The organism is Deltaproteobacteria bacterium, from assembly GCA_019309045.1.
In the GTDB taxonomy this organism is placed as follows: Bacteria; Desulfobacterota; Syntrophobacteria; order BM002; family BM002; genus JAFDGZ01.
Map to the genome: position 1 here is coordinate 17,470 of JAFDGZ010000001.1, position 12,177 is coordinate 29,646.

The following is a 12,177-nucleotide window of genomic DNA, read 5'->3' on the forward strand; positions in this document are numbered from 1 at the left end:
AGTTGTAATTCTAGCTTATCTCCAGAATAACTTTCAGATATTTTTGGGACCTGGCCAGTTGCCAGGCCTGGGCGTAGTCAGAGAGGGGCAATATTTTCTCGGTAAAGCAACTGGTGTCGATTTGCGGCAAGAGCTCGATAGCCAGGTCGAAATGCTTGGCAGCACTACCGACAGAGCCCACAATCATCTTGTCATAGGCCACAATATTTTCAAATGTATACTGCCTGCGCGCATAAGGCAAACCGAGCAGAAGAATCTTGGCACCCGCAGGACTGTCGTGCAGCAGGACATCTAGCGCCTCTGGATTACCTGTCACTTCCACCAGATTTTCAAAATCAGCCAAACCGGAGAGGTTCTCTGCTACTTCGATGCCAGAGCCTCTGAGGTAGTCCAATCTTTTCGGGTTGCGGTCTATCACCGTTACCTGATGGCCCCAGAGTTGTAATACTCGGGCACAGAGGTGGCCGAGTGAGCCGGCGCCAACCACGGCACACTTCTTTGGCGCTTTTCTTTCCCGCCAGGTTCGCCGCAGCCGCTTGAGGCCTTTCAGGGCAACCGCCAGAGGCTCACAAAGACAGGCTTTCAACAAATCGAACTCTGCCGGCAGGGCATGGACATATTTCCCGGGCACGGCCACATATTCTGCGTAACCGCCGTTTCTGCCGATGACGCCCAGCTCAACCCTCTGGTTGCAGGCGATCCAGTTTTCTCGCTGACAGGCCTCGCAGGTGCCGCAGCTCTGAATGCACTCCACCACAACGGCATGACCGACCTTCAGGTGGTTGACATTGGGCCCAATGTCAACCACCCGGCCACTGAACTCATGTCCAGGGATAATGGGATATTTTGCCGTCCCTTGCCTGTAATACCCCAGGGTTCCCTCATAGACTTCGATGTCAGTAGCACAGACTGCCTCATAGGCAACCCGAATCAGGACATCTCCAGGTTTGACTCTGGGAATGTCAATTTCCTCGAGTCTGGCTTCGCCCGCGCCATGAATGACCACAGCTCTACAGGTACGGTCGAAAAGTATCTCCTCCCTGGCATTTGGATTTTCCATAATACCACCATCCAGCAACCCTTTTATGGTGCCTATGCTCTTGTTGGCCCGAAAGCGCGTAGTCTCGCCAACCATCTGCCAGAAGCGCAGCGATCCTGCTCGTCTGTCGTCAGCTGAACATAGAAAGCGTCCCCAGTCAAAGACGAGCCGTGTTGCTTCCTGGAGCGGTGTAGCCACAGCATGCTTGCTCCCTTTGATGCCAATCCAGCGGGCAGCAACTGCCTCGCGATAGTAGCGTCTGCGAACCTGCCGCCAGTTCTCCTCGTGTATATGGTAAAGGGCGGCCTCTGGTTCATAAACAACCTGGTAGTTGCGCTCCATCCAGTATTTGGCCCATTCAATATCTTCCAACCCCAACAGACTTTCGTCAAATGGGTGTTCCAGCCACAGGTCTCTGCGGATGGCAGAATTGGCGTTGTTGGCAAAAAAACGAGGCGGCCGCATAATCCTGGGTCTGGGACCAAAGGTTCGCCGCATGTCCTGGATTTCACTGAACTTGGAAGATCGCCCTCCCATCTGCCGGCCATAAACCATGGCTGTGCTGGGATCACGCAGCGGCTCTACCAACCTGCCCAGCCAATGTTCATCAACTGGCAGGGTATGGGCCGAGACAATGGCGATGAACTTCCCAGAACTGTTGCGAATACCCACGTTCAACGAATAGCCGAAAGTAAAATCATGGCTCTGCACGTGAAGCAGCTTGTCTGCCTCCCTGCGAGCGATATCGCAAGTTTTGTCCAGCGATCCTGAATCGACGACAATGGTCTCATAATCCCTGTAAGCCTGCTTGGCCAACGCCGCCAGCAGAGCCGGCAAGAACTTCTCTTCATTGAATGTGCGGATAACTACAGTTGTTTCTGGCTGACCCATCTATCCTTGACCTGAACTAAGCCCAAGTCTTTCAACTCATAACTTCAACAATGAACTTGTTTATTCAGGGCTTAGCGCTGAGTGAGCAATTGCTTCGAGGTAAGTCAACTAAGTACGTCACCATATTTGCGAATCTAAGTACCTGGTGAAGCTAAAGCAAAATGCCTGCAGTTTACTCCTGCGCCGACGTCCCGAAGAGGCTGCAGTATTATTGCTTGCGCCAGGCAGCAATCAATACAACAGGGGCCCATTATTCAGTGCCCACCGAAATAATCAGGCGAGCGCTGCCTGGCGCAGTCCGGCGAGCAAGTTTCGCACCGTACTTTCATGCACCCGCTTCCAGGCTCGCGGGCTGCTGTTCGCAGTGTGCGGAGCCAGCAGGCAGTTGTCCAGGCTCCGCAGTGGACTGTCCGCCGGCAGGGGCTCCTCTTCAAACACGTCCAGGGCAGCACCGGCAATAAGGCGCTGGCGCAAGGCTTCTATCAAAGCAGCTTCATCCACCACCGGCCCCCGAGAGGTGTTGATCAGATAAGCGCCCGGCTTCATCTGCTCCAGTTCCGCTCTGCCAATCAGGTGGTAGGATGTGGGGTTGAGATCGGGGTTGAGACTGACAAAATCAGCTGTGGCCAGAAGTTCTTCCAGGGAAACCACCTCTAGGCCGGTCTCAGCTATGAATTCATCTGGCAGTTCCACGATATCGTTGCCAAGGACGCGCATGCCGAAACTGACCGCCCGCCGCACAACTGCTTTGCCGCAGTCCCCCACTCCCACGACGCCCAGGACGCATTCTCCCAGAGAGAGCAGGCTCGGCTTCTCCCATTTGCCATTACGGATGTCCCGGTCCAACCACGGCAGCTTGCGGGCGAATGTCAGGATATAGCCGAGAACTGTATCAGCCACCGGCTCGGAGAAGGCATTCGGGGTTCGGTAAACCGGGATTCCCCGACGGGCCGCGGCTTCAGCATCAATTGAGTCGATGCCGGTGCCCCACTTGGAAATCACTTTGAGGCGTGGAGCAGCCGCCAACACACGTTCAGTAATTTTGTCGTCGCCGCAGATGATTCCGTCAATGTCCCCAATAACTCCCAGCAGTTCCTCTTCGCTCAATCTCTCCCTCACCCGAGCGCCAATGAGTTCCACGCCTTCTCCAGCAAGGCGCTCCCGGTAATCTTCCATTACGGGCAGAAAGTACGGCGCTGACACCAAAACTCTCCAGGTCATTTTTCCCTTCACTCCTTATTGTACTATATATTTCTTGGTCAATGGATCTTCTTGCAACAATGCTTCTACGAGATGCAGATCTTCAGGGGTGTCAACGGGATGCGTGGCGTAGGTAGTTTCCACCATCTTCACTTTGCGGCCGTGCTCGATAAAGCGCAGCATGTCTATGGACTCAGCCACCTCCAGAGGTGTTGGCGGCAGCCGGCTGAACTCCTGCAGGGATTCGGTAGTAAAGGGAATGATGCATACCTGTCTGTAAACAGGCAGCTGAGCGAAAGGTTGCAGATGGCGGCTCGGTATCGGTTCCCGGGACATGTACACCGCAAACCCCTCCAGATCCATAACCACCTTGATGGTGTTTGGATCGACAAACTCTTCTTCCGATTGAATGCGGCCTGCCAGATTGACGCAGGCAATTCGTCTGTCGCCGCTGCGCAAAGGGGCCGTAGAAGTCGCAATCATCTCTGGATAGGTCATGGGCTCGTCGCCTTGCACCATAACAACAATATCTGCGCTGAGTTTGCTGGCCGCCTCAGCTACCCGGTCACTGGCTCGCTGGTGAGATGCTGAGGTCATCACAGCCTTGCCGCCGAAGGCCTCCACAGCCGCCATAATCTCCTGATCACAGGTGGCCACAAGAACCTCGTCCAGTATGTCGCACATGGCAGTACGGCGGTATACATGCTCTATCATTGGCAGACCCAGGATGGGAGCCAGGGGTTTCCCCGGAAAGCGGCTCGAACCCATGCGAGCTGGTATTATAGCTATTATTTTCATAAGCTATCCTTCAATAAGCACTGCCCGGGCCGGGGCGCCGTCGCAGCCCACCAGCTTGAGCGGCAGGCAAACGAGCTGGTAGGCTCCTGGGCTGACGTGCCGCAGGTTGAGCCCTTCGATGATAACAACGCCAGCCTGCAACAGGATGCAGTGGGTCAATGGCTTGGAGTCGGTGAAAAGCTGCACCGACAAGTAATCAATGCCTACAAGGCGAATGCCTCTGGCTACGATCCAGCTGGCAGCTTCCTGGGTGAGGGCAACGTATTCAGTCTGAAAGCTGTGCTCCGCCTGGCGCCACAAGTTCGAATTGCGGGTCTTGAAAAGCAGCCGTTCGGTGCCAGCGGGCAAGGAGAGGCTGTCCAGAAACTCTGGTTCAATCCTGGTGTCCACTTGCGGCACTTCCACAATAAGGACCGGCCCAATGAGTGCCTCCAGCGGCAGCTCGTCAATCGCCGGAGCCTTGTCGATAAAGTGGCTGGGAGCATCAACGTGGGTACCCGAGTGCACACTGCACGAGAGTCTGGAGACGTTGCATTCGTCGCCTGTTGCTATGGATCGATAGCGCTCCACCTTGACAGGCGAGTCACCTGGCCACACCGGCAGTGCCGGGCTGACCGGCAGCGAAATGTCTAAAATTTTCAAGAGCTCATATCCCTTCAGGCTACACCCAAGAAACTGTCAACAGCGAGAACACTTTCCTGGAGAATGCGGAGCAATATAACTTTCGACTATAATTTTGTCAAGATTTTGATATCTTAACACCTTCCTGAAATATGGACAATTGCGGGCCCCGAGAGTAGCGTTAGACGAGCCGTCAAAACATGATAGAATAAAACTCAGTATATTCCTGAAGCGCAGAGCCAGATTTTCTTGCAATGCCAGGGACTCCTGTGATACATGCGCTGCAATCAGAACATTTATCTGGCTGCAGCGGTACTTGCACTTTGCAGGCTTGCCAATATAATACCACCCTGCCTCGACCGCATGAAGTGGAGAGCCGTGGTCTATGAGCGCCCCTATCTGGAAAAAAACAGCTTTACTGATCCCGGTAGAAAACCAGGTGCGTGAGCTGGATGCCAAGCTGCTGCTTGCTTGCGTTGCTGCTAGGCGCGGCATGCAGTCCGTTATCGGCTTCAAGCGGGACATAGAGTTTGGCATTGCCTCCTTTCCACCCAGCATCTTTCTTGCCAAATCCCTAAGGATCGGCAAGCGCAAGATTTTTCCACTGAGCCGCAGACTGGGCCACAAGATCGTCGCCTGGGATGAAGAAGCCCTGGTGCATTTGCCGGCGGACATTTATTATTCGCGGAGATTATCGGCTCGGGGAATGAAATACGTATCGCATTTGTTTGCCTGGGGCGATGATAATGCCGAGCTGTGGCGGCGGTATCCTGCATTGCCCGGCGCCACCCGGATTCACGTAACGGGCAATCCCCGAGGCGACCTGCTGCGGCGCGACATGAGGATCTTTTATCAGGAAGAAGCAGCAAGAATCAGACAATCTTATGGACAGTTTATACTCGTTAACACCAATTTCAACCATGTGAATGCCTTTTATCCAGCACAGAACCTGTTTCAACCCATAAAAAGATCAGGTGAAGAACCGGAGTTCGGTCAGGCGGCCCGGGGAATGCCGCGCAAGTATGCCGAAGGGTTGCGGGATCACAAGCAGACCATTTTCGAGCATTTTCAAAGACTTATTCCTGTCCTGGACGAGTCTTTTCCGGAATACACCATCGTGGTGCGGCCTCACCCCACAGAAAACCAGAAGATTTACCAGGAGATCGCCGCCAGGTGCCGTCGGGTCCGGGTCACCAATCAGGGCAACGTGGTGCCATGGTTGCTGGCCACTTGCGCCCTGATTCATAACGGCTGTACCACAGGGGTGGAAGCCTATGCCATGCGGGTGCCCAGCATTTCCTACATGCCGGAAACAAATGAATACTACGACTATGGTTTTTATCAGTTGCCGAATCGACTGAGCTACCAGTGTTTCAACCTCAGCGACCTGCAAGATACCCTGGCGCGGATCCTGGAGGGACAGCTGGCTGCCCTCCATGGTGAAGAGGGCGAGGCCCTTGTCAAGCGTCACCTGGCAGCCCAGAGCGGACCTCTGGCCTGCGAGCGGATCGTGGACATTCTGCAGAAGGTCGCTCAAGACCTGATCCGATGTCCTTCACCATCCTGGCGCCACAGGCTGGCTGGCCGGCTGCAGACAACCAGCCGCCGCCTGAGACAAAATGTAAAAGCCAAACTGCCGGGTGCAACCAAGACCAAGGAGTTCCAACAGCACCGCTATCCACCGGTTGCCCTGCAGGACATCAGCTCGCGAATTGACAAATTCCAGGAGATTCTGGGCGGCGACGAACAGGTAGAGGTAAGTCAGGTATCCAGAAATATTTTCCGGGTGGCGCCGGCAGCGAGGCATATCTGAGGTAATGCTGCCAACACTGTTGTTTGCAATGCTCAACTGGAAGCTTTGTTGATATTCAACCGGGAGATTATATGAAAATTCTCATCCTCGGACGCGGAAAATCTGGAACAACCGCCCTGTTATTCAAAATGGCGGCCGGGCTTGCAGACTGCCAGGCCTTTTCCGGTGGATATCCTGCCAGACATCAAAGCCTGCATGGCAATGCCATTTTCAAATATACTTATAGCGAAAGAAAAGGCAAGACCTTCGAGCTCTATCAGCAACACCTGGCAGAGCAACCGTATGATCGGAAAATCTGGATGGCGCGTGATCCTCGGGATGCCGCCGTGAGCAAGATGCTCTATCGTTGGCACAAGGGACCAAAAGGAAGCTGGAGACAGTTCTGGCAGCACCTGCGGCTGGTGGAGCAAAAAGAGCGCCAGCCCCACTCGATTCCTTTCCATGTCCTTTGCAGCTATGCTGGCCACGGCCCCTGGCCTCTGGCAACTGAGGCGTTGATCGAGGGCGAACGGTTTCGCAGCCAGCGAATGGCCGAGTTCGTAAAGAACCTTGGTGATGATTGGTTTGTCTTTACCTACGAAGACATGGTGCGCGGCAATTTCAAGGCCTTGAATCACTATCTCGGTTTCGAGGTCCACCTGGAGGCAGAGGTGCCGCAAACCACCAAGAAATCAAAGGTGGCTCGCAAGAAGGCCTTTGGCGATTGGCGCAACTGGTTTACACCGGAAGACGTCCAGCTGTTCAAAGCAGCCTACCTGCCGTATATGGAAGTCATTGGCTATGACTGCCGCGACTGGCAGATCAACCCCAGGCCCGTCATAGAGCCGCAATTTGCCTCTCTCTATATGAAAAGCCTGGTGCGCAAGAATGCCCTGAACAAAATCCGCAAATTCTGCACCAAGATATTTGCTGGTACAACTCACAGTAGTCGGCCGCAGCAGTGATCTCAATGCCCCCGGGACAGAACACCGTGATCAGTTGGCGCAGTCGGCCGCCTCCTGGAAGCCTCGGCAGGAACAGGCCGACAATGCTGGCCCGGACGGCAGTTTTCACAAGTCAACTGCTTCGTCGAGCAGGGCCTGGTAGATTTCCCCTGTTTCCGTGTCAATTTTTCGCAATACTTCCGGGCTGAGAGTCTGGTACCGGTAAAGAGTACTCCGCAAGATCTTCTCTTTTTCCGGACCGAAGCTGGTGTTTGCACTGATCTGGTTGCAATTGAAGGTGGGGATCAACAGGATATCATTGAAGTCGATATCTAAAAATTCACATAAGTACTGCATGACGTCTGCGGTTCGGCTTACCAGATCTTCAAAGCGAATGATGCAGACTCGGTCGGCAAACATCTCTTTGTTTCTCAGCATGGCGGCACCATTTTCTTGCCACTGAGCCAGGGCGTTATCGATGTCACCGTACTTGTTATGCTTTTTCTGGGGAGCATGCCGCAAGGCCGATGGATACCAGTTCTTGGGGTCCCTGACGATGGATATCAGGCGCCCATCCGGATAGACATGGAAAAACGCCTTCATGTTGGAAACTTTCATTGACAGCCTGGGTGTAAAGCCAGTGACGAACTTTTTTGACCCCAGCACATTATAGTTGTTGAGCCAGGCTCCAAAAAAAGAAGTCATGTAAGCATCGAAAATGTCACGCTGGCTGATCCGGCTGATGCCCGCAAGGTATTTGCAGAATATTTCCTTTTGCAGAGCAGGCAGAAAGATGAAGGGAAATGTCTCATCAGAGCGCTCTTTGTGATAGCCTTCTTTGAAGAGACGGACAACGATATCTTCGAAAAGGATCTCAAACCAGGCCTCTGGACTGTCGCGCAGATCGAGTACTGGCCAGAAGTACTTCTTGGGGTAACCAATTTTCAGCTCATAAGGATGCGCATGCAGCTGGTGGTGGCCGTCAAAGAGCCTGCTCAGCAGTGTTCCCCCTGAACGTTGGATCTGAGATATGAGAGCCAGGGGTTCGGTTACTGGAATCAAATGCTTGAGGCAGGTGCGGCTGAGATCATGGAGTATGGATTTGCTGCCATTCAGCTCACTCTTCAGAATTTTTCTTCTGGTCAGGCTCTTGCGAAGTCTGTGCAAGCTGACGCGCCCCTCTGCGGCCATGATGGCCTCGGTCATTCTTTCTCCCAGGATCTGCCTGGCTGCAAGAAACAAGAATCTTTCATAGTATTTTTTCAACATGTTGTTTTCCATAAATCGCCAGCAAACCAACCGCCTGTTTGTTAGCCTGGCTGCCTGCAAGGAGCATACTACCCGGCAACCCTGCAGCTCCAGGGCAGTTTAGAGCCTGCAACGCTCTGAAAAAAACACCATCTCTCTGCTCAAGAAATGGAGTTTGTCTGAGGTTGCCGCTATGTTCAAGACTGTTCCGTCAACTCCCGATAATTTGCTGCATCTTAAAGCAATTTACGCTCACCCTGCTGTGATTGTCAAGATATCCTCCCCTGTTGCGGCAATTGTCCTCGGCAGTGCTGCGCAGCTGCTTCACTGCCAAGAGTGCCAGAGCCTCGCAAAGGATCACTGTCAGCAGCAACACTCAGACCAGGCTGCATACCATTGTATCTGCAAGCGGCGCCATGGACCTTCTCAAGTTTTGTCCGAGTCAGGATAATCCGTACTTGACACTTGCTTCCTCCTTGGCCTAACATTTTTTGGACAACTGAAGAGCCCCTCGGGCGAAGGCGCCGGGCTCTAGCAGTGACTGCCATTGAGAGTTAACTATATGTCAATAAAATCCTTGCTTATTCCCGTTGAGAACCAGGTCCGCGAATTCGATCCCAAACTCTTGCTCGCCTATGTTGCTGCCAAGCATGGTTTCACCTCCATTATCGGGCCTCGCCGAGAAATTCATTTTCGTATCGCCTCATACCCTCCAAGCATTTATCTTTCCAAGAGTATCACTGTACACAGCGACATGATGTTCAAGATCATGCACAATCTCGGCCACGGCATCGTGGCCTGGGACGAGGAGGCCCTGGTTCACCTGCCCCCAGAGATTTACTTCTCGCGCCGGCTGTCGCCGGTGGCCCTGTCATATGTTTCTCATCTGTTCGCCTGGGGGGAGGACAATGCAGCACTGTGGCGCCAGTATGATCAACTACCAGCCGGGGCCAAAATCCATGTTACTGGAAACCCCCGAGGGGATCTATTACGGCCGGAAATGCGGCCTTTCTTTGAGCAAGAGGTGGCTAAACTTCGGGGAAAATATGGGGACTTCATACTCATCAACACCAACTTCAATCATGTGAACAGTTTTTCTCCTGTGCAGAATCTGTTTCAACCCACTAAAAAAGCCGGCGAAAAACCTAGATTCGGCCGAGCAGCCAGAGGCATGACCAGGGAATACGCCGAAGGACTGCGTGATCACAAACAGGCCATCTTCGCTGCTTTTCAGCGCCTCATTCCCTGGTTGGCGAAAACTTTTCCTGACTACAACGTAGTGGTGCGGCCTCACCCCACTGAGAATCCCGGTATTTACCAACAGATTGCCTCTAAATGCCAGCGGGTGTACGTAACCAACAAGGGCAATGTGGTTCCCTGGCTGTGGGCTACCAGGCTGGTGATTCACAACGGCTGCACTACCGGCGTAGAGGCTTACGTAATGGGTGTTCCTGCTGTCAGCTATCGAGCCAAAATCAATGAATACTATGACTACGGCTTTTATCGCTTGCCGAATCTCTTGAGTCACCAGTGTTTCGACTTTGATGAATTGCAAGAAACCTTGGCAGGAATTCTTGCTGGCAAGCTTGGCCCTGCAGAAGGGGCCGAGCGTCAGGCGCTGATTGAACACTATCTGGCCTCCAGGCAAGGACCTCTGGCCTGTGAACGGATGGTAGCAGTGCTGGAACAGATGGCAGCAGGTGAATCTGAATTGCCGCAGCCTTCCAGGCGTCAGCGTCTTGAAGGCAGAGCCGTTGCAGCTGGACGAATGATCGTCAAGCGCTGCAAATCCCGCCTGCCCGGGTCTCATAACAAGCCTGCCTTTCAACGCTATCGCTATCCAGGGGTAACACTGCCAGAGGTGCGCGCCAAGATCGCCAGGTTTCGCCGAGTGCTGGGGGATGCCAGAGAAGTACAGGCAGAACAGATAGCCGAGCAGTTCTTCCGAATCAGCTCGTGAAAGATTCGCCGCTGACCGCAGGCTCTGGGGACTATTGCTCTTGACAGCCTGTTGCCTTCCATCTATACTCCGGCCGCTTTCAGGGATTCATGCCACTGTTGCCGAGCAATGCCGGAAGGCGTCTTGCTTGCTCAGGCATTGAGCCTGCCGACTTTCGAGTTTAGAGGCGTTTTGCTGAGGGACTCTCATGAAGATTTTCATCTTGGGCACAGGCAAGTCAGGGACTACAGCCCTGCTCTACAAGGTTGCAGGAGGACTGCCCAACTGCCAGGCTTTCTCTGGCGGCCGTCCGGGCAAATATGTGGGCGACTACCAGAATGCTGTATACAAGCATACCTATGAGGAAAGAAAAGGGAAAACCTTTGATCTCTATCTGGCGCACCTGCAAAAGGAAGCTTATGATCGCAAAATCTGGATGGCCCGCGATCCCCGGGACGTTGCGGTCAGCCGGATGCTCTACCGCTGGCATCGCGGCTATCTAGGCAGCAAAAAGCAGTACCAGGCGCATCTCGATCTGGTCCTGAAAAAGGAGCAGGATCCTGCCTCTGTTCCTTTTCATGTCATCTGCCGGTATTCGGGTCACAATGGTTGGCCGCGAACAACTGAGGAAGTGGTGGCCGAGGAGGAGCGCCGTTATAAGCGCATGTCCAAGTTTGTCAGGGAACTTGACCAGGATTGGTTTATCTTCACCTATGAACAGATGGTTGCCAAAAATTTTGACGACTTGAACAGTTATCTTGGCTTCCAGGTAAAAGTGGACACTGAAGTCCCCAGGTCAACAGGCAAGGCCAAGGTGGTCCGCAAGAAGGCTACTGGTGACTGGCGGCACTGGTTTACCCCAGAGGATGTGGAACTGTTCAAACCAGTGTACCTGCCTTATATGGAAGTTATCGGCTATGATTGTGAAGATTGGGCCCTCAGCCAGCAGCCAGTGATCGAGCCGGAATTTTCTTCCCAATACATGCAAAGCCTGCCCAGGAGAAAATCTCTGAATTCCTTGATGACCTTCAAAGACCTCCTGATTCGCCGCTTGCGCAAATGAAGTAAGTTGCTGGAAGTTGTGCAGGCGTCAACCTGCCGATGATGCCCAAGAACTCGAATATTCAGCGTACCATAGTGTTCTCAGAATGTCAGGCAGATATCCAGACTGGTATTCATTCACATGATGAGCCTGCCAACTTCTGACGGTGTGAAATGGAGGTGGGCAAAGAGCTTTCTCTCTACGGCTCGGCAGGTGGCAAAATTGCTGATAATCCATTGACGGCGGAGGGGATTGTCCCGACCGTAGCGCTCGAGAATGTAGCGCAGCCGCTCGTCAAGACTCACCACCGAACTGTGATTCACCCTCTTGTCGGCATAATAGACGATTTCCTTCTCTGAAATGCCGTCTTGGGGATCAAAAGTTTGCAATATTACATGCTCGCCAATAATGTCAGCAATCTCGTCAAATTTGTGGCGCAGGCATATTACCCTGCCAAGGGCAGCATGATCACCACCGTTTCTTAGGCACAGGGTCTTGCCTATATCGTGCAGCAAGGCAGCAGCAAGAGTAGCTTCCACTGAGACCCTGGCCCCAGCAGTCGAAAGGGTTTCGGCTATCAGATGAGCAATCTTGGCCACCACAATGCTGTGCTCCCTGATATTGTCCAGCATGCGGTAGTCATCCATTAAACTGTAGCATTGA

Annotated in this window: 10 protein-coding genes; 4 read left to right on the forward strand and 6 right to left on the reverse strand. The window is 53.2% G+C overall.

Going from position 1 to position 12,177, the window contains the following annotated elements:
* Positions 1-10: 10 nt before the first annotated feature.
* From JRI89_00070 to JRI89_00085, 4 genes are all read right to left on the reverse strand, one after another.
* Positions 11-1,930 (reverse strand): alcohol dehydrogenase catalytic domain-containing protein, encoded by a 1,920-nt coding sequence (locus tag JRI89_00070; protein ID MBW2069624.1) that lies wholly within the window; start codon positions 1,928-1,930, stop codon positions 11-13.
* 273 nt (positions 1,931-2,203) lie between these two features.
* Positions 2,204-3,151 carry a phosphoglycerate dehydrogenase gene (locus tag JRI89_00075; GenBank protein ID MBW2069625.1) on the reverse strand — a complete coding sequence of 316 codons (948 nt, stop codon included), beginning with the start codon at positions 3,149-3,151 and terminating at the stop codon, positions 2,204-2,206.
* Between the two features lie 15 nt (positions 3,152-3,166).
* The gene (gene kdsB, locus JRI89_00080; protein MBW2069626.1) at positions 3,167-3,928 is read right to left on the reverse strand and encodes a 3-deoxy-manno-octulosonate cytidylyltransferase; all 762 of its coding nucleotides are present in this window, start codon (positions 3,926-3,928) and stop codon (positions 3,167-3,169) included.
* A 3-nt stretch (positions 3,929-3,931) separates the two neighbouring features.
* A complete protein-coding gene (locus tag JRI89_00085) occupies positions 3,932-4,588 on the reverse strand; it encodes a cyclase family protein (GenBank protein MBW2069627.1) in 657 nt (218 codons plus the stop codon).
* 346 nt (positions 4,589-4,934) lie between these two features.
* Between JRI89_00085 and JRI89_00090 the strand changes: the two genes are divergently transcribed.
* Both JRI89_00090 and JRI89_00095 read left to right on the forward strand, forming a co-directional pair.
* Positions 4,935-6,362, forward strand: coding sequence for a hypothetical protein (locus JRI89_00090; GenBank protein MBW2069628.1), 1,428 nt, complete (start codon positions 4,935-4,937; stop codon positions 6,360-6,362).
* Between the two features lie 71 nt (positions 6,363-6,433).
* Positions 6,434-7,306, forward strand: a complete 873-nt coding sequence (locus JRI89_00095; GenBank protein MBW2069629.1) for a sulfotransferase domain-containing protein — start codon at positions 6,434-6,436, stop codon at positions 7,304-7,306.
* A 105-nt stretch (positions 7,307-7,411) separates the two neighbouring features.
* Here the strand turns inward: JRI89_00095 and JRI89_00100 are convergent, their stop codons facing one another.
* Positions 7,412-8,554 (reverse strand): sulfotransferase, encoded by a 1,143-nt coding sequence (locus tag JRI89_00100; protein MBW2069630.1) that lies wholly within the window; start codon positions 8,552-8,554, stop codon positions 7,412-7,414.
* Positions 8,555-9,095: 541 nt separating this feature from the next.
* Here JRI89_00100 and JRI89_00105 point away from each other — a divergent pair.
* Both JRI89_00105 and JRI89_00110 read left to right on the forward strand, forming a co-directional pair.
* Complete coding sequence (locus tag JRI89_00105) at positions 9,096-10,493, forward strand: hypothetical protein (protein MBW2069631.1); 1,398 nt, start codon at positions 9,096-9,098, stop codon at positions 10,491-10,493.
* Positions 10,494-10,680: 187 nt separating this feature from the next.
* Complete coding sequence (locus JRI89_00110; protein MBW2069632.1) at positions 10,681-11,535, forward strand: hypothetical protein; 855 nt, start codon at positions 10,681-10,683, stop codon at positions 11,533-11,535.
* A 116-nt stretch (positions 11,536-11,651) separates the two neighbouring features.
* Here JRI89_00110 and JRI89_00115 read toward each other — a convergent pair whose 3' ends face one another.
* On the reverse strand, positions 11,652-12,146 hold the full coding sequence (locus tag JRI89_00115) for an HDIG domain-containing protein (protein ID MBW2069633.1): 495 nt from the start codon (positions 12,144-12,146) through the stop codon (positions 11,652-11,654).
* Positions 12,147-12,177: the final 31 nt, after the last annotated feature.